The sequence below is a fragment of the Colwellia sp. SU-HH01217 genome, assembly GCF_057543495.1.
Map to the genome: position 1 here is coordinate 71,180 of NZ_BAAJLX010000014.1, position 18,507 is coordinate 89,686.

General features: G+C 39.1%; 14 protein-coding genes. 7 read left to right on the top strand and 7 right to left on the bottom strand.

Annotated elements, in window-relative coordinates; genetic code table 11:
• Positions 1 to 165: 165 nt before the first annotated feature.
• Positions 166 to 2,577: a Tex family protein gene (locus AC27G3_RS15255; RefSeq protein ID WP_487122995.1), complete on the top strand. Its 2,412-nt coding sequence runs from the start codon at positions 166 to 168 to the stop codon at positions 2,575 to 2,577.
• Positions 2,578 to 2,923: 346 nt separating this feature from the next.
• Here the strand turns inward: AC27G3_RS15255 and AC27G3_RS15260 are convergent, their stop codons facing one another.
• The 3 genes from AC27G3_RS15260 to AC27G3_RS15270 all read right to left on the bottom strand — a co-directional run bounded on the left by AC27G3_RS15260 (position 2,924) and on the right by AC27G3_RS15270 (position 6,819).
• Entirely contained in the window at positions 2,924 to 3,976 is a 1,053-nt protein-coding gene (locus AC27G3_RS15260) for a DcaP family trimeric outer membrane transporter (protein WP_487122997.1), read from the bottom strand.
• 271 nt (positions 3,977 to 4,247) lie between these two features.
• On the bottom strand, positions 4,248 to 4,922 hold the full coding sequence (locus AC27G3_RS15265; RefSeq protein ID WP_487122999.1) for an exonuclease domain-containing protein: 675 nt from the start codon (positions 4,920 to 4,922) through the stop codon (positions 4,248 to 4,250).
• 10 nt (positions 4,923 to 4,932) lie between these two features.
• A complete protein-coding gene (locus AC27G3_RS15270) occupies positions 4,933 to 6,819 on the bottom strand; it encodes a putative nucleotidyltransferase substrate binding domain-containing protein (protein WP_487123000.1) in 1,887 nt (628 codons plus the stop codon).
• Between the two features lie 283 nt (positions 6,820 to 7,102).
• Here AC27G3_RS15270 and AC27G3_RS15275 point away from each other — a divergent pair, with 283 nt between their 5' ends.
• From AC27G3_RS15275 to AC27G3_RS15290, 4 genes are all read left to right on the top strand, one after another.
• Complete coding sequence (locus tag AC27G3_RS15275; protein ID WP_487123002.1) at positions 7,103 to 7,351, top strand: DUF4212 domain-containing protein; 249 nt, start codon at positions 7,103 to 7,105, stop codon at positions 7,349 to 7,351.
• Entirely contained in the window at positions 7,351 to 9,087 is a 1,737-nt protein-coding gene (locus tag AC27G3_RS15280) for a sodium:solute symporter family protein (RefSeq protein ID WP_487123004.1), read from the top strand. Before AC27G3_RS15275 ends, AC27G3_RS15280 begins: the two co-directional genes overlap by 1 nt.
• Before the next feature lie 106 nt (positions 9,088 to 9,193).
• On the top strand, positions 9,194 to 9,634 hold the full coding sequence (locus AC27G3_RS15285; RefSeq protein ID WP_487123006.1) for a hypothetical protein: 441 nt from the start codon (positions 9,194 to 9,196) through the stop codon (positions 9,632 to 9,634).
• Positions 9,635 to 9,707: 73 nt separating this feature from the next.
• Positions 9,708 to 13,151 (top strand): hybrid sensor histidine kinase/response regulator, encoded by a 3,444-nt coding sequence (locus tag AC27G3_RS15290; protein WP_487123008.1) that lies wholly within the window; start codon positions 9,708 to 9,710, stop codon positions 13,149 to 13,151.
• A gap of 28 nt (positions 13,152 to 13,179) precedes the next feature.
• Here AC27G3_RS15290 and AC27G3_RS15295 read toward each other — a convergent pair whose 3' ends face one another.
• From AC27G3_RS15295 to coaBC, 4 genes are all read right to left on the bottom strand, one after another.
• On the bottom strand, positions 13,180 to 13,836 hold the full coding sequence (locus AC27G3_RS15295; protein WP_487123009.1) for a response regulator: 657 nt from the start codon (positions 13,834 to 13,836) through the stop codon (positions 13,180 to 13,182).
• 45 nt (positions 13,837 to 13,881) lie between these two features.
• Positions 13,882 to 15,351, bottom strand: a complete 1,470-nt coding sequence (locus tag AC27G3_RS15300) for an aminoacyl-histidine dipeptidase (RefSeq protein WP_487123010.1) — start codon at positions 15,349 to 15,351, stop codon at positions 13,882 to 13,884.
• 62 nt (positions 15,352 to 15,413) lie between these two features.
• Positions 15,414 to 15,998, bottom strand: a complete 585-nt coding sequence (gene slmA / locus AC27G3_RS15305; RefSeq protein WP_487123012.1) for a nucleoid occlusion factor SlmA — start codon at positions 15,996 to 15,998, stop codon at positions 15,414 to 15,416.
• A gap of 81 nt (positions 15,999 to 16,079) precedes the next feature.
• Positions 16,080 to 17,306, bottom strand: coding sequence for a bifunctional phosphopantothenoylcysteine decarboxylase/phosphopantothenate--cysteine ligase CoaBC (gene coaBC, locus AC27G3_RS15310; RefSeq protein WP_487123014.1), 1,227 nt, complete (start codon positions 17,304 to 17,306; stop codon positions 16,080 to 16,082).
• 120 nt (positions 17,307 to 17,426) lie between these two features.
• Between coaBC and radC the strand changes: the two genes are divergently transcribed.
• Together radC and AC27G3_RS15320 are read left to right on the top strand one after the other, a co-directional pair.
• Positions 17,427 to 18,098 carry a RadC family protein gene (radC, locus tag AC27G3_RS15315; protein WP_487123016.1) on the top strand — a complete coding sequence of 224 codons (672 nt, stop codon included), beginning with the start codon at positions 17,427 to 17,429 and terminating at the stop codon, positions 18,096 to 18,098.
• A gap of 77 nt (positions 18,099 to 18,175) precedes the next feature.
• A complete protein-coding gene (locus tag AC27G3_RS15320; protein ID WP_487123018.1) occupies positions 18,176 to 18,481 on the top strand; it encodes a PilZ domain-containing protein in 306 nt (101 codons plus the stop codon).
• The last annotated feature ends 26 nt before the right edge of the window (positions 18,482 to 18,507 follow it).

An 18,507-nucleotide genomic window follows, 5' to 3' on the forward strand; every position in this document is an offset into this window, starting at 1 on the left:
ATAAATAAAAGCTTAAATGTTACTGTATGGAGCTGTTGTTAAAATGTTATTTTTTGTACGTAAAACAAACAGTAAATGGTGGTAAGTTTTTAGCACTGCCTTTCAGTAAAATTACTGATAGAATGCGCTTAATATTAAGATGATTAACAACGGATTTTCGATTCAATGATGTCAATCGCAGAACAAATTGCTCAAGAACTAAATGTACAAACCTCACAAATTAATTCAGCAATCGCATTATTGGATGACGGCGCAACCGTCCCTTTTATTGCGCGCTATCGTAAAGAAGCAACGAATGGTTTGGACGATAATCATCTGCGCCACCTGCATCAGCGCTTAAATTATTTACGTGAATTAAACGATCGTCGAGCGTTAATTTTATCGACAATTGATCAACAAGGTAAATTAACGCCAGCGCTGCAAAAAGAGCTTGAACAAGCAGACAATAAAACCCGTTTAGAAGATTTATATCTGCCCTATCGTCCCAAGCGCCGAACAAAAGGGCAAATCGCCATTGAGGCTGGGTTAGAGCCATTAGCGAATAAGCTATATCAGAACTGGTTATTAGTACCAGAAGATGAGGCTCAAGCATTTATTAATAAAGATGCAGGTTTTATAGATGAAAAATCTGTGCTTGAAGGAGTGCTTTATATTCTGATTGAACGCTTTGCTGAAGACGCTAACTTGTTACAAAAATTGCGTAAACATTTGTTAAAACAAGCGCATCTCACCAGTAAAATGGCTAAAGGTAAACAACAAGAAGGTGCCAAGTTTAAAGACTATTTTGAGCATTCTGAAAAATTAAAATCGGTACCGTCTCATCGCATGTTAGCTATGTTACGCGGTCGAAATGAAGGCTGCTTACAATTAAATATTGAAGTGGATCCAGGACAAGCCGCTAATGAGCACTCTAGCGCGGAGCAACTAATTTCAGAGCATTATAATTTGCGTTTAACTTCGCAAGCAGGCGCAAAATTTTTAACTAAAGTAGTAAGAAGTGCCTGGAAAATTAAGCTGTCTCCTACTTTAGAGACTGACTTGTTAGGCAACTTAAAAGAACAAGCGGAAGTTGAAGCTATTAAGGTTTTTGCAACCAATTTAAATGATGTATTAATGGCGGCACCTGCGGGTCCTAAAACGACTTTAGGTTTAGATCCCGGTTTACGTACGGGTTGTAAAATAGCGATTGTTGATGGTACTGGGAAACTAGTACATACCGCGACGATATTCCCGCATGCTCCGCAAAATCATTGGGATAAATCAGTGCGTACATTAGTGAATTTATGTGTGCAGCATAAAGTTGAACTGGTCGCTATAGGTAACGGCACAGCTTCAAGGGAAAGCGATAAACTTATCGGTGAAGTGATAAGTACCTTGAAAGAAAAGCATCAAGCACAATCGCCTGATAGTGCCGCGCCAAGTGTTGCTAAAATTATTGTCAGTGAAGCAGGGGCGTCTGTTTACTCCGCCTCTGAACTTGCTGCAAGTGAATTTCCAGAGCTAGATGTTTCAATTAGAGGTGCAGTTTCAATTGCTCGCCGTTTACAAGATCCATTAGCTGAGTTAGTGAAAATAGACCCTAAAGCAATTGGTGTAGGCCAATATCAACATGATGTTAGTCAAAGCCAGTTAAGCTCATCGTTAGATAATGTGATTGAAGATTGCGTAAACGCTGTCGGGGTTGATTTAAATAGTGCCTCTGCACCATTATTAATGCGAGTGTCAGGTTTAAATAAAACTATGGCACAAAATGTGGTGAATTACCGTGATGAACATGGCCGATTTAATAACCGAAAAGAATTAAAAAAAGTCCCTCGTTTAGGCCCTAAAGCCTTCGAACAAGCCGCAGGTTTTTTACGTATTTTCGACGGGAACAACCCTTTAGATACCTCAGGCGTTCACCCTGAAACTTACCCGATTGTTGAAGCGATTATCGCTAAACTCAACCTAGATACAAAATCTGTTATTGGCAATAAAACCGTACAAGAAAAACTAAATGTGGCCGAATTTGTTCAAGACATCAGTAGTAAGGGTTATGCAGCAGGCCACTTTGGAGAGTTAACGGTTACAGACATTATAAATGAGTTAGAAAAACCTAGTCGTGATCCTCGCCCAGAATTTAAAACAGCGACCTTTAAAGAGGGAGTTAACACAGTTGCCGATTTAACGGTGGGAATGATTTTAGAGGGGGTAATTTCAAATGTTGCTAACTTTGGTGCTTTTGTTGATATTGGCGTGCATCAAGACGGCTTAGTACATATATCGTCATTAACGAATAAATTTGTTAGCGATCCACGAGAGATTGTCAAAGCAGGTGATATTGTTAAAGTGAAAGTGGTGGAAGTTGATGCACCGCGTAAGCGTATTAGCTTAACTATGCGCTTAGACGAGACAACCCAAGCTAGTAATAACTCGAAAACCTCTAGCCAACTTCCTGTTAAAGAAAGAAAAGTTACCAATAAAAACGTGCAAAATAAGCATAACGAAAGATCCCATAAACCGCGTAAAGCAAAAGATGAAAGCAATGCTGCTATGGGTAATGCGTTTGCCGATGCCTTTGCCAAACTAAAAAAATAAATGATTCCAAATAAAATATTGACAATGCAAATGAGAATGATTACTATTTAGTTGTTGTCGCATTATCTCTGGTTGCTCTCTAGATTTTTGCGGCAACAATAATTCGTTTGCTTGACTGTTATGCCTAGGACACATAGCGGTTAAGGCACGAATTATTGTTCTCTTCTAGCGACACTAAAGAGAAACTTTTGATGGTATCAGCCAGCTGTATTTCAGCTGGTTTTTTTTTGCTTATATTTTAATTCATAGACATAAAAAAAGAGAAGCCGAAACTTCTCTAAAAAACCTCAAAAGAGGTTACTACGCAAGGTTGAACTTTTTAATGTATCACTTTTCAGAGCACACTTTATAAAACATACTTCGCTGAGAATTGCAGATACATAGAGTCAGAATCAGTATCATCTTGAAGGTATTGACCTACTTCTGCACCGAAAGATAAGCTAGGCGTGTAGTTCTTGAAAATATTCACACCCCAATGGCTACGATCAGCATCGGTTATGTCAGTAGTAATATTACCGTAAAACACTGAGCTTCGAGTGTCTTTGGTCCAATGATGACGATACGCCATCATAAAAGATAACGACTCTTCTGCTTCAGTCCCTACTATATCTTGTTGTGCTGTTACGCCAACATAACGACCGGTATTACCGCCATGAATTTGAAAGCGAAAATCATCTTTACCGAAGGTTTTAATTTGTCCAGCTACAGAATAACCTAATGCCGTTTCAGACTCACTTTCTCCTGAGGGAGTTTGTGCTGGGTTACTGTTTAATTGTCTGAACAAACCCGCCACGGAAACATTACCCCAATCGCCATTGAAGGTGTATTTGGCTATAACATCAGGGAGTGAGTCTTGGGATGCATCACCGCCGTACGATTCTGGATTTTCTAAGGACACTTGAACATTACCCATGGTATAGCGAATTTGTGTATTGCGCACGAAAGCCTCACCAACCATTGGGCCGGCAAAATCAGCAGTTTCAGGCAGTGCACTAGTGTTCATAAAAGTGGTCCAAGTTTGACCAATTAAAATGTCTTTGTATTTAATAAACGCATGACGTAGTCGAGGGTGAACAGAGTTAGAAATAATTTCATTACCGCCACCGCCGTAAAAATCCATTTCAATAAATCCAGTTACATCACCGTGTACATATTTGGTATTAAAACGAGTTTCGTTGGCAAACATTTTAAATTGCGAACTGTCGGCAACAACAGGAGCTGAGCCTGTCCAAAAATCTTTATAGCCTGCTGTACCGTCTACATATCGGGTATCAATTTTAATATAACCACCAAACGTTAAGGTGTCGTCTTCTGAAATTTTAAACTCATAACTGGCATTAGCAGCACCGGCCATTGTTAATAATCCCGTTGCTAATAATAGTTTTGTTTTGTTAAACATTTTATCTTCCCCATGATCAAAAAATAGCCAAAGCCTTATACTGCTAACTTTTTTGGCGGTGTTTTATTATTTTTTACTTGGTTACTAACATAGTGAATAAAATTACAATTTGTAATTAGACCTAAGTCTAAGACATAAAATAAATATAGAAGATGACGTGAATAGTCGAATTTTATGAGCTGGACAGCAAAAGAATATTGTTATCGAAGTCACATATTTTGTTATTTCGATAGCGTTTAAGAGGCGGCTCTATTGTTTAATTGAAACGCGTTTATAGTAATTTTTTAAGGGTTACGTCGCTCTCACGGTTTTGAGCAATAAACAATTCAGCGGTAGCAATTGCATCGTTTAATGCGTTATGAGCAAAGTGGTTGGGTAAGCCTTTTTTTTGTCGAAGCGATGAAAGCCTCAGCTCTGACGGATCGTAAGCAACATCGCGTCTGTCCAGTTTTCGTTTTGCAATTGCTAAAGTATCAAGCATTAAAAAAGGTGGTGCAAAGCCGTAAAGCTCCAGACACGCTTGCTTTAAAAATTGCTTCTCAATTCGAGCAAAATGCACCAACATTACTTTTCCAGCTAATGCTTTTAATAATTGTTCAACGACTGTTTTTAATGGTTGCCCTTTTGAGCGTTGCTCGTCGGTTATTTGATGTATGATGACATTGTCTGCCGATAAATCACTTTGCGTGTTAATAATTTGATGGTAGCTACTACCGAGCTTTATTTGTTGATGCACAATTTCAACAAACCCAACGCTGAGCAATTTATCATTAATGGCATTTAAGCCTGTGGTCTCAAAATCTACCGACAAGATTGGTAGATCTTTAATTAATGTATTCATGTTCGGTAAAGGGACGGCTAAATAGTCTTTTAGGGCGCCATCAGGTACTTTCTTTAATAAGCGTTTACGTTGTGCTTCATAGCTTAGTAGCCAATTAAGTAACATTTTTGAGGTCCTATCTCACTGCCGATTGACGATGATCTTGCAGCGTTTTAATAACCTTAAATGCATCTTTTAAATGCTCACGTTCCAGTTTTGATATTTCTTTAGGTGAAATATAACTGTCGGGTGAAATATTATTATGCAGCTGTTTTTCTCTGTGCTTTAAGCGCACCATAGTTAAAAATTCATAGGCATCTATTAAATTGTCTGCAGAGGCTCGACTTAATGACCCTGTCCCTGCGGCTTGTTGAATACGCTCAATGGTATTAACCGCGGTAATGCCTTCTGATAACGCGTAAATTCTGGCTAAATCAACAATGGGAGCAATACCATAGTGTTTAATGTCTAATGTCGCTTTATGTTTACCATTTTGAATTAAGACGAAATCTCTAAAAAAACCAAGCGGTGGTCTAAAGCTTAGTGCGTTAGCGGTTAAATGGGCAATAAACAAGGTGTTTGTTTGGGTTTTTTTCAGCATGTTTTCACGTACTTCACTCAATAAACTGGTATCGCCATACACGGTCGTTAAATCAAAAAATACACTACTAAACAATAACGCTGACGGATTTGGGGTATCGATCCATTGATCAAAATAATGCTGCCATTGGCTTTGTGTTTGTCGCCATTTGGGGTTCGTTGCCATGATATCGCCAGGGCAATAGACAAAACCACATTTGGCTAATCCATCACAGACAAAGGTTGCCAGTTGACTGAAATATTGATCGTCTTCTGCTGTCATATTATCAGAGATAATAAGTGCATTGTCTTGATCAGAGTGAGCTAGTTGTTCTTGTCGTGCTTGAGATCCTGCTGCTAACCAAGCATAGGGAACAGGAGCAGGTCCTAAATTGGCTTCTGCTAGTTCTATTAAACGGGCAGTAAAAGCCATTGCAATAGCGCTGATACTTTTGCCAATATGATCGGCACTTGTTCCTAGCTTTGTTAGCTTAATTTGTAACTTGGTCAAAAGATGGCTAATTTTTACTAACTCATCAATGCTATGGGCTTTATGAATAATACTGGTTAAGTTAATAGCATTATGGCCTTCGTTATTAATTAAATCGGTAACGGTTACCATACCGACAAGCTTTGCGTTTTCAGTAATCGGTAAATGTTGAATATGTTTACTTGTCATCGCGATTAATGCATCGAAGGCATTACTTTTAATATCAATAGTCGTGATATCACGAGTCATTATTTCACTGACTAGACTTGTTATCGGCAACCCTTGTGCAACGCAACGTTGACGGATATCTTTATCGGTTATTATTCCTGCTGGTTGAGTCATATTGGCGTTTTTATTAATGACAACTAAACAGGAAAAGCCTAGTTCGGTCATTTTTATGGCGGCACTTTGAATGCTAGCGTCGGCTGAAATTGTGGCAATGGGGTGGCGATAAAAGTCTTTGACCGAGGTATTACTTAACGATGAAGCTAAGATGGCTTGTTCGTTAATTTCGAGCATACGGTTATTGAGACGCTGAGCGGAATTTTGTTCGAAAAAAGCACTGATTTCAGGTGTGTTGTTTACTAAAGCTTTTAAGGTCTGATAATCAATACAATAAAGTAAAGCATCTTCTTCAACCATCACGCATGTCGTTGAGTTTACCCTTTGGCTTTTATTGGCGTTGTTAGGTTCATCACGGCAAAAAACAGTACACATGTCTCCTTCGCCGTATTTAGCAATTAAGGTCTGATCTGCGGCTAAATAAGCTAAAGCGCCTTTTCGTAAAATATATAATTGAGCCGCTTGCTCTGTATTGCGTGGAATTCTTTCCCCGGCACGTAGGTAAGTAATACTAATTTCCCGCACCAATTTATCGATGACTTCTTGAGAAAGTAAGTCAAAAGGAGGGATTTTCTCTACAAAAGCTGTAATTTCAGATAAATCTGCGTCCATAGTTATTACTTATTTTTAATACCGTATGATGAACAATTTAGTGTCGTTCAACAGTTTAAGTCAATATTAAAGATGCAGATCTAGACTAAAGTTTAATACCCGTTAAAAAGGATGCTTGCTAGTGTGTTTATTAGGATAAGTTAACTATGGATTTATTTTAATCAATTCTCTAACACAAGAGTGACGTTTAAAAGTAAATCTGCAATGAACTGCTCCTAAATTATTACAAAAATAACCAAGCGTATAAAAAAACTAAAAACGCTAACGTTGCTAGGAGAATATTGTGGAAGAGAAAACATATTGGCAGGAGAATCTGCGCTTAATATTAATATGTCTCGTCATTTGGTTTGTTGTTTCATTTGGCTTTGGCTTGTTATTAGTAGAACCGCTGAATTCAATTCGCCTTGGGGGGTACAAGCTCGGTTTCTGGTTTGCTCAACAGGGATCTATCTATACATTTGTTGGTTTAATTTTTTGGTATTCTAAAAAAATGAACGAGCTCGATAAAAAATACCATGTGGAGGAGTCATAATGGATGAGTTAAAACTTTATACTTATATCGCTGTTTTCGGCTCATTTGCGCTTTACTTTGGTATTGCATGGTGGGCACGTGCGGGCTCTACCAGTGATTTTTATGTTGCTGGTGGCGGTATAACGCCAATGCAAAATGGTATGGCGATTGGTGCTGACTGGATGAGCGCGGCGTCGTTTATTTCAATGGCAGGTATGATCGCATTTTTAGGTTACGGTGGCTCGGTATTTTTAATGGGTTGGACCGGCGGCTATGTACTATTGGCTATGTTACTTGCCCCTTACATGCGCAAACACGGTAAATTTACTGTTCCTGAATTTATTTCGGATCGTTATTACTCAAAAACGGCTCGTATTGTTGCTGTGGTTTGTTTAATTATTGCCTCCCTTACCTACATCATTGGTCAAATGAAAGGGGTTGGGGTTGCCTTCTCACGCTTCTTAGAAGTTGATTATGGTTTAGGATTAGGCATAGGTATGTTTGTAGTTTGGGTATATGCAGTACTTGGCGGTATGAAAGGTATTACTTACACACAAATCGCACAATATTGTGTAATGATATTTGCTTACACCATTCCTGCTGTTTTCATCTCTTTACAATTAACAGGTAACCCAATCCCTCAACTTGGTTTAGGTAGCACGTTAGCGGATGGTAGCGGTGTTTATTTACTCGACAAGCTTGATTTAGTGATAACGGAATTAGGCTTTAAAGAATATACTACCGATAACATGGGCGGCACTTTAAATATGTTCGCTTATACCATGTCGTTAATGATTGGTACGGCGGGTCTTCCTCACGTAATTATGCGCTTCTTTACCGTTCCTTCAGCACAAGCAGCGCGTTCTTCAGCAGGTTATGCCTTAGTATTTATTGCATTACTGTATACCGTTGCTCCTGCAGTTGGCGCTATGGCACGTTTAAACTTAATGAATACTATTGAGCCAGTTGCTGGTCAAAATCTAGAATATTCAGAACGTCCACAGTGGTTTAAAGACTGGGAAAAAACAGGCTTATTACAATTTGAAGATAAAAATGGTGACGGTAAAGTACAATACACCGCTGATAAAGCTACCAATGAAATGGTGAAAGTTGATAATGATATTATGGTACTTGCTAACCCGGCTATCGCGAATTTACCTAACTGGGTTATCGCACTAGTTGCCGCGGGTGGTTTAGCTGCAGCGCTTTCAACCGCAGCAGGTCTATTGTTGGCCATATCATCGTCCATTTCTCATGATTTAATGAAAGGGGTACTTACGCCTGACTTATCAGAGAAAAATGAGTTGCTTTCAGGTCGAATAGTGATGACATTGGCGATATTAGTTTCAGGTTATTTGGGGCTGCATCCGCCTGGGTTTGCCGCAGGAACAGTGGCACTTGCCTTTGGTTTAGCAGCATCGTCAATATTCCCTGCACTTATGATGGGCATCTTCTCTAAAACCATGAGTGGTACTGCAGCAGTTGCTGGTATGTGTTCTGGTATTGGCATTACAATGTTGTATGTTTTCCAACATAAAGGCTTATTATTTATTGAGGGAACTTCGTTCTTAGGCTCAATGGAACCAAACTGGTTCTTTGGTATTTCACCAAATGCCTTTGGTGCAGTTGGCGCTATTGTTAACTTTGCGGTAGCATTTGCCGTACTCAAAGTAACAGGTCCAGCACCAGCAAATGTTCAAGCTATGGTTGAGAATATGCGTACACCAGGTGGCACAGCTGCGGTTAGTGATCACTAGAGTTAACGCATTATCAAATTAGCTTTACATCAAGTTTAATAATAGGAGTTGCAAGTGACCAACTTGCGCTCCTTTTTTATTGTTAGCAATGGAAGATTAATTATCAATGAGTAGACACACTAAAGTAGCCTTTATGGTTGCACCCATTCTAGCGGTTCTGGGTTTTATCGCCGCTGATTTTTATGAAGAAAACAAAGCAAATAAAGAAAAAATAGTACAACTTTTTCCGGTAGGGCATTGTGATGTTATTAATGAAAGTTGTATTTTAAAAGCAGGCGAGTTTGAAATCAGCATTTATGATAAAAGTGGCAAAACCACAGTAAACACGACATTTCCGCTGGACAGCGCTACTTTATTCTTAGTGAATAAAGACAACCACGCAACGGAATATCCTCTGGGTATGATTGAAAGTCCTTATTATTGGCATGCCAATACTCAGCTAAGAGAGCTAATTGAAGCGCAAGGGCAAAGCTATAAAATGCGGTTAATCGCCAATATTAAAGGTGGTCGTTATATTTCAGAGTTTTATACGCAAACGACTCAATAATCACGACTTTTAACTGACAATTACAAAGAAAGCGAATAATATCTAGTGATATGTCGCATCGTATTGAGCAATTATGTTTCCTAACTGGCAATTAATTACCTTAAGTTTAACCTACATTGGTTTGCTATTTTTAATCGCTTATTTAGGGGATAAATATCGACATAGTTTAATTAAAAAATCTCAACCGATTATTTACGCCCTTACCTTAGGTGTTTATTGTACGTCATGGAGTTTTTTGGGGACAACAGGGCAAGCTTCCACTAACTTTCTTTCGCATTTACCGATATACCTAGCACCGATAGTTTTATTCGTATTTGCCTGGCCTTTTATTCAACGAATTATTCGCGTCAGCTTAAAACTTAATTTAACGTCTATTGCAGATTTGCTGGCGGCTCGCTTTGGTAAGTCTCATAAATTAGCCATGATGGTGACCATAGTTGCGTTAATCGGCACCATGCCCTACATCGCACTTCAATTAAAAGCGATTGTCTATTCTTTTGCCCAATTACAAGTTGAGCAAACCATGGTGCCATGGCGCTTTGGTTTAATTGCCAGTTTAGTGTTAGCCGGTTTTACTATTGTTTTTGGTATTCGTAATCTTGATGTCACCGAGCGCCACCCCGGTGTTATGTTAGCGATAGCTTTTGAGTCTTTAGTCAAACTGGTTGCATTTATTGCTGTTGGCTTGTTTGTTTGCTTTGTTTTGTTTGACTCGCCTATGGATATATGGCGAAAAGCAGGCGCTAATGTTTTGTTAGAACAACAACTCGCCTTACCTAATGTTACCGCTATTCTTGCGATGACCGTTATCACCATGGCGGCTTTTATTTCCTTGCCTCGTCAATTTCAAGTGATGGTCGTTGAGTTAAAAGACGAGAAAGATACTTGGTTAAGTCGCCGAATTTTTCCACTTTATTTATTGGTATTTGCTTTGTTTCCTATTCCCCTTGGTTTAGCCGGTCAATTATTGTTAGGTGATAGTGTGCCATCAGATGCTTTTGTGCTGTTTCTACCTTGGACTGACCAACAAACTTGGTTAACCCTTTTAGGATTTTTGGGCGCTATTTCTGCGGCAAGCTCTATGGTCATAATTTCGACGATAGCGTTGAGCACTATGCTCAGTAATGAAATTGTTTTTCCTATGTTATTTCGGTCATCGAAAAGCAAAAGCCGAGACTATGATCAATTTCGACTACGCTTATTAACCATACGTAAGCTGTTAGTTCTTTTAGTTATTATGCTTGGTTATGGCGTATTTTTGATGGCATCGCCCGATACCTTATCTTCTTTAGGTGAAATTGCTTTTGGCGCATTTGCCCAATTAGCACCAGCTTTAGTTGCTACTTTTTATTGGCGGCGAGCAAGTTTAACAGGCGTTTATGGTGGGATTTTAGTTGGTTTTATGTTGTGGCTAACACTTAACTTTTTACCGCAATTTGGTTTATACGCGCAGCCTTTTGAACAAGGTTTTTTACCGGTAAATACCACCGCAACATTAATGAGTTTAACGGCTAACATTATTGTTATGTGGGCTGTTTCTCAAATTAGTCGACAAAGTGTTCAAGAAAGAGTGCAAGCGTCATTATTTATGGAGTGGCAACCACCTAAGCTGTCAAATTATCATAAAAACCGTCTGCTTGATTACCGCGAGCTTGAATTATTGGTGTCTCGTTTTGTTGGCATTGATAAAGCAAAACGAAGTTTTAACCAATTTCAACAACAAGACTTTAATAAAGAAGAAGGTAATAGTAGTTATAACCAATTGTTACTCTTGCATACTGAAAAAACCTTAGCCAGTGTAATGGGGGCATCGAGTGCGCGATTAGTGCTGTCTTCGGCCCTTGATGGTAGAGAAATTGCCTTTGATGATGTAGCTACCTTGGTCGAAGATGCATCGAATCAACAACAAGTGTTTAGCCAAAATTTACTGCAAAGTGCGATAGAAAATGCCAGTGAAGGTATGTCTATTGTTGATAACAATTTAAAACTAGTGGCGTGGAATAAACGCTACCTTGATTTGTTTGATTACCCGAGTGAACTTGTGTTTGTCGGCAGCCCTATTGAAGATTTAATACGTTTTAATGTTGAGCGTGGTTTATGTGGCTCTGGCGATATTGATTTTGAAGTGAAAAAGCGATTAGATCATTTACGAACGAGCTCCTCTCATAAATCAGAGCGACAGCATCGCAGTGGGCAAGTGATCCGCATTGAAGGTAACCCTTTACCCGATGGCGGGTTTGTGATGATTTTTTCAGATATCACGGCTTTTAGAGAAGCTGAAAACGTATTAAAAGAAGCGAATCAAGATCTCGAAACACGGGTAAAAGAGCGTACTCAAAAATTGGCTCAAACCAATGAAGCATTAGCAAATGCCAGAGAAAAAGCCGAGCAAGCACACATTAAAAAAAGCCAATACCTTAAAGCTTGTAGTCATGATTTAATGCAACCACTTGAAGCTGCCCGTTTATTTACCTCTGCACTGTCTGAACAAAGCCAGTTAAATAATACGCAAATGCGGCAAGTACAAAACATCGATCATTCGTTAAAAGTGGCAAACGATTTATTGGCTGACTTGAGTGAAGTTGCCCGTATAGAAAGCGGGAACATCAAACCGCAGATCCAAAATTTTGCTTTGTCGGAGGTCTTTGACAGTTTAGCGGTTGAGTTTTCAGCTAAAGCTGAAGAATATCATGTTGAGTTTAAAGTGGTAGCCACTAGCCTTTGGATACGCTCCGATCGCAACTTACTGCATCGTATTTTACAAAACCTTATTGGAAATGCTTTTCGTTATGCAAGCCCTGGCAAAGTATTGTTGGGGGCAAGGTGTGTTAATAACACAGCGAGTATTCACATTTTAGATAATGGTCCCGGGATCCCGTTAGATAAGCAACAAATTGTTTTTGAGCAGTTTATTCAATTAGATACACCAATGAATAATAAAAACTCTATGAAGGGGTTAGGGTTAGGACTTAATATCACTCAAAGTTTTTGCCAGTTACTTCATCACCCTCTGCAGCTTAAATCTATTGAAGGCCAAGGTTGTAACTTTAGTGTTAGCACTCCTAAAGTGTCAGCTGAAACGGTAATTTCAGCTTTTAAGCCTAAGTTAAGTAGTAATTTTAAAGGGGTAACCGTGCTATGTATTGATAATGACCTTGATATTCTCAATGGCATGAAAGAGTTATTACAAGCATGGCAATGTACAGTGCATACCGCGAATTCGGTAGCATCAGCATCAGAAGTTTTTTTGGCTCACCGCGATGAAATTGCGATTTTACTGGTCGATTACCAGCTCAACCAAGGTGAAAATGGCTTGGCATTAATTAAAACACTTAGAAAAATGTGTCAGCACTATCTGCCAGCAATACTAATTACCGCCACCACAGAAATTGATATTGAAGAGAAAACGAAAAAGCATGACGTTGGCTTTATGCGTAAGTTAGTTAAACCTGCAGCACTTAGAGCGTTAATGAGCGCCAAGTTGGCGCAAAAGCTATCAGCTAACTATCTCGACTAGTGATACTCAGGAAGGCAATTCAAAACAACTAAGCAGAAAAGCCTTTGTCTGTTAAGTCCAGTTGGCCAATAGCGATCACCGCTTGAGTTCTATTACGCACGTCAAGTTTTCTAAATATCGCCGTGGCATGAGCTTTTATGGTTGCTTCTGATACGTTTAAGTCATAGGCAATCTGTTTATTTAACATGCCTTGAGCAAACATCATTAATATTCGATATTGCTGTTGAGTAAGACTTGAAACACGCTCTGCTATATTACTACTATCTTGAGAAGGCGATAGTGGTTGGAAGTTAGCGGGAAGCCATAAGTCGCCACTTAACACTTGTTGTATAGCACTAAAAATATCTTCAACAGGTGTTGATTTTGGCACAAATCCCGCCGCACCAAATTCCATAGCTTTACTCATGGTTTCTTGATCTTCGTAAGCCGAAACAATCACCACAGGAATTTGCGGGAAATGGGTACGCACATGAATTAAGGTATTAAAACCATGTGCGCCAGGAATATTAAGATCAAGCAGAACTAAATCGCTGTCATTATTGTCAGTTAATAACTGTTCTAATGCCTCAATGGTTTGTGCTTCTAACCACGTAGTTTGAGCAAACTTTGTTTTTAATGTGCTTAACAAAGCTTGCCTAAACAACGGATGATCATCAGCTATTATTATTTTTTCTGGCTGAATCATATAGTTTCCTGCTTATGTGTAATCCAAGCGTTAATTTACCCCTTTTTACTTCGAAGGAATAGCATTTAATGTGGCTAATAATAATTGCCAATATTGCGCGACAGAACTAATTTGAATTTTTTCGTCTGGCGAATGTGGAAATTTAATTGTCGGGCCAAAAGAAACCATGTCCCAATTTGGATAAGCCGTTTTAAATAAACCGCATTCTAACCCAGCATGAATCACCATAACCTCTGGAATTTTACCAAAGAGTGTTTGATAAGTATCACGTACCGTTTGCATAATGGCAGAACTCGTATCTGGCTTCCAACCAGGGTAAGCACCGCTAAAATTAATACTAGCGCCAGCTAATTCAAATAAAGATTGAATAGTCTGTTGAGTTTCTAAACGACCATCATCATGTAAAGAGCGGATCAAAGTCATCGCAAAAAATTTAGGACCTTTACAACGAATAACCCCTAAGTTTAAAGATGTTTCTACAATGCCTTCAATATCATCACTCATTCGAATAACGCCATTAGGACAAGCATTTAACGCACGTAAAATATTTTGTTGTACGCTAAGGCTCCAACACTCATTAAAATCTTCAGGAGATATTAATAGCATATCAATAGCAGTTTCTATTGAGCCTAAATTTTGGCGAATCGTATTAAGGTATTCACTTAGTGCTGCTTTAAGGGCAGGAATTTGATCTTTAGCCACGACAAAACTGGCATTAGCCTCACGAGGAATCGCATTGCGTAAACTTCCCCCATTAAGCTCAGTTAAGCGAATGCTAAACTGTTCGCTAGCCATTAATAAAAAGCGGACTAATAGCTTATTCGCATTAGCTCGTCCTGTGTGAATATCGACACCAGAATGCCCGCCTTTTAAACCGGTAATAGACAAATTAAATGCTTGGCTTTGTTCAGGAGTCGGTTCAAATGCTAAGTCAAAACTGGCTGAACCATCGATCCCGCCAGCACAGCCCATGTATACTTCGCCTTCTTGTTCGGAGTCGGTATTAATTAATATTTCACCGTCTAGCCAGCCTGACTCTAAACCAAAGGCACCGGTCATACCGGCTTCTTCATCAATGGTCACTAATACTTCAAGAGGTCCATGAGGAATATCAGTACTTGCCAATACAGCTAACGCAGAAGCTAAACCAACCCCATTATCTGCACCTAATGTTGTTCCTTGTGCGGTTACCCAATCACCATCGTTTTCGGTGACAATATAAGGGCGAATAGGATCGGTTAAAAAATCATGTTCTGTGTCATTATTTTTTTGTGGCACCATATCCATATGAGCTTGCAAGATAACGCCTTGACGGTTTTCCATGCCTGCGGTGGCTGGTTTTTTAATAATTAAATTACCTACTGCATCTTCTTTAATCGCTAAACCAAGCGCTATAGCCCATTGCTGGATCCAAGCAGAAATTTTTTGCTCATGCTTTGATGGATGTGGAATGCTGCAAATTTTTTCGAAGAGCTGCCATAAAGAAGCAGGTTCAAGGTGTGACAAAGTGCTCATTGTTTTTCCTGATAAAGTAGTATATTAATCTTGGTAATGCTGGCGTTTTATCTATGTGCTTGTTATTTACTAGCCATTAAAAATTGCCATTGATTGTTAAATTCATCACTGGGTTTTTTGGCAAAATCAGAACGAACATATTGGCTAATTTTACCTTCAGCAAATGCGACAAGTAAATTCGCTAAAGCTTGCTCACTAATGGTAAAGCCTTTGCCTTCGCGTAATTTTCTTTCGCGTAACACTTGCTTGAATTGAGACTCAAGTTTTTCAAAAAACAAATGTACTCTGGCACGTAATCTCTCATTTTCTCCCATAAGAGCATCTCCCGAAAGAATACGACACATACCAGGATTTCTTTCGGCAAATATTAATAAAACATGGAGTATATGATGACAACGAACCAATGTTTCTTTGTGATCAGTTAAGATCAAATTAATACGTGAAAAAACAGATTCCTCAATAAATTCAATTAAGCCTTCAAACATTCTCGCCTTAGAAGGAAAGTGACGATACAAAGCAGCTTCTGAAACACCTACCTCTGCCGCTAACTTAGCGGTAGTAATTCGTTGACCTTGTTCTGTTTGTAACATTAATGCTAAGCATTCTAATATTTGTTGTTTACGGTTAGGTTTTGCGTTGGCCGTCATATTTTATTATTCTCTTTTGGCTTAATTTTGATATTTTGTTGTGCTAAATGCCTATAAATAAGGCGAGCTTAGTCTTGGTATTTATTTTTTGCTTTGATAGTTGTCCGCTATAATAGCTACTAACTGGTTAGCAATTACTTGCTTACTTGCTAATGGTATTTCAATTTCATTCACTTGACCATCTTGTTGGCTAAAAATTGTGAGCGCATTGTCATCACTATTAAAACCCTGTCCAGATTGTGCGACATCGTTAGCAGCAATCATATTTAATTTTTTCTTTTGTAATTTTCCTAATGCGTATTGCGCCATGTTTTGTGTTTCAGCGGCAAACCCGACAGTAAAAGGTTTTTTATCTAGGGCTGCAACATCGGCAACAATATCAGGATTTTTTACTAAATTAAGTTGTAATGAGTCTGCGGACTTTTTGATTTTCTGTGATGAAACTTCAGCAATCCGATAGTCGGCAACAGCGGCACAAGCGATAAAAACTTGAGCAGTTTGCGCTTGCTCTAAGGCATGTTTGTGCATTTCCATCGCGCTGTTAATTGCAATTAATTGGCAATTTTTAGGCGCTTTAATTGAGACAGGACCTGAAATAATGGTTACTTTTGCGCCGGCATTTTCAGCGGCTTGTGCAATGGCATAGCCCATTTTTCCAGAGCTATGATTAGAAATGTAACGTACAGGATCAATCGCTTCTCTAGTAGGGCCTGCGGTAATGACCCAGTGTTGGTTGAGCAGCGGTTTATTTAACGTACTTGCGCTAAAAAATTCACAGCACAGGCTAACTAGGTCATCAACATCTAGCATACGGCCTAAGCCGACATCACCACAAGCTTGTTCGCCTGAACCCGGTCCCCAAATGGTAACGTCTCGCTGAGTTAACGTGGCAATGTTACTTTGTGTCGCTTTTGCATGCCACATTTGCTGGTTCATTGCAGGTGCAATCGCTATAGGTGCGGACGAAGCTAAGCACAAAGTCGACAGTAAATCATTGGCCAAGCCGCAGGCTAATTTTGCAATAACATCTGCGGTGGTTGGCGCAATAATAATTAAATCAGCCCATTTAGCTAACTCAATATGACCCATTGCCAATTCCGCTTGGGTGTCGAGCAAACTATCGGCGACACCATTACCTGAAACGGCTTGTAAGGTCATAGGGGTAATAAAGGCTTTAGCGCCTTCAGTCATGACGACTCTGATATTTGCGCCATGTTCTTTAAGGCGACGAACTAATTCGGGTGTTTTGTAGGCAGCGATACCACCTGTGATACCAAGAACAATATTTTTATCCTGAAGTATTTGCATAACCTGCTAATCTTAAAGTTATAAACGCTTGGCAATACGATAGCATTTATTGCTAATAGTTGAAATTAACAAGCGACAGATAATGACATTTTCACTGTAAACAAATGCAAGGATGCAACTATGATTAAAGATTGGCCTGATAATGAGCGCCCAAGGGAAAAACTATTAAATTTAGGGGCAGCAAGTCTCAGTGATGCAGAGCTTCTTGCTATTTTTTTGCGAACTGGATTTAAAGGTTGTCATGTGGTTGATTTAGCCAGAAATTTACTTACAAATTTTGGCAGTATTGCTGGTATTTATCAGGCTAATCAACAAGAATTTTGTGGGCAGCATGGCTTAGGAACCGCTAAGTTTGTTCAATTACAGGCGTGTTTAGAAATGTCGAAACGCTATTTAGCCGAGGAACTTAAAAAAGGGATTGCGTTAACATCATCTCAAGCTACTCGAGATTATTTAATTACCGAATTACGCCATGAAACACGAGAAGTATTCGCGGTGATGTTTTTAGACAATCAGCATCAGGTTGTGAAATTTGAGCCTATGTTTTTTGGCACTATTGATGCTGCGGCCGTTTACCCGAGAGTCGTGGTTGAACATGCATTAAAATACCACGCAGCGGCAGTAATATTAAGTCATAATCATCCATCAGGCGTTGCCGAAGCGAGTATTGCCGACAAGCAAATTACTACTCGGCTTGAACAAGCATTAGCACTAATAGATGTACGCGTATTAGATCACATTATTGTCGCAGGAAATTGTTGTTATTCATTTGCAGAAAATGGTGATATTTAATCAATAAAATGTTGCAACAAGGCTAAATGCCAGTTAATTTGAAATTAACCTTAATAACAGTTATTCAGGAGCAGCTTATGACACAAAGTAGTAATGGTGGAGTAGAGCGTCGAAAATCATTTCGTCTTGATATGGAGAAAGAGCTAGTCGATATCACTTGGACAGATGAAAAAGGTCATGAAAAAAAGAAAAAAATTGTCTGCTTGGATTTTTCTCGAGGTGGCCTAAAGCTTGATTGTGATGAGGCTATCCCTGTGTCTACTCCTGTTACAATTTTATTTAAGGCAGCTAATCCAAACGCTCAAAAATTAGATGGTAAAGTATTGCGCTGCATCGAACAAAAAAATGGCTGGTTCGAAATTGGTTTAATATTGACCTCGTAATAATTAATCACAGCCAATAATCATAA

Coding starts and splice junctions, on each gene's coding strand:
- AC27G3_RS15255 (WP_487122995.1), top strand. CDS start 166: ATGATGTCAATCGCAGAACAAATTGCTCAAGAACTAAATGTACAAACC.
- AC27G3_RS15260 (WP_487122997.1), bottom strand. CDS start 3,976: ATGTTTAACAAAACAAAACTATTATTAGCAACGGGATTATTAACAATG.
- AC27G3_RS15265 (WP_487122999.1), bottom strand. CDS start 4,922: ATGTTACTTAATTGGCTACTAAGCTATGAAGCACAACGTAAACGCTTA.
- AC27G3_RS15270 (WP_487123000.1), bottom strand. CDS start 6,819: ATGGACGCAGATTTATCTGAAATTACAGCTTTTGTAGAGAAAATCCCT.
- AC27G3_RS15280 (WP_487123004.1), top strand. CDS start 7,351: ATGGATGAGTTAAAACTTTATACTTATATCGCTGTTTTCGGCTCATTT.
- AC27G3_RS15285 (WP_487123006.1), top strand. CDS start 9,194: ATGAGTAGACACACTAAAGTAGCCTTTATGGTTGCACCCATTCTAGCG.
- AC27G3_RS15290 (WP_487123008.1), top strand. CDS start 9,708: ATGTTTCCTAACTGGCAATTAATTACCTTAAGTTTAACCTACATTGGT.
- AC27G3_RS15295 (WP_487123009.1), bottom strand. CDS start 13,836: ATGATTCAGCCAGAAAAAATAATAATAGCTGATGATCATCCGTTGTTT.
- AC27G3_RS15300 (WP_487123010.1), bottom strand. CDS start 15,351: ATGAGCACTTTGTCACACCTTGAACCTGCTTCTTTATGGCAGCTCTTC.
- slmA (WP_487123012.1), bottom strand. CDS start 15,998: ATGACGGCCAACGCAAAACCTAACCGTAAACAACAAATATTAGAATGC.
- coaBC (WP_487123014.1), bottom strand. CDS start 17,306: ATGCAAATACTTCAGGATAAAAATATTGTTCTTGGTATCACAGGTGGT.
- radC (WP_487123016.1), top strand. CDS start 17,427: ATGATTAAAGATTGGCCTGATAATGAGCGCCCAAGGGAAAAACTATTA.
- AC27G3_RS15320 (WP_487123018.1), top strand. CDS start 18,176: ATGACACAAAGTAGTAATGGTGGAGTAGAGCGTCGAAAATCATTTCGT.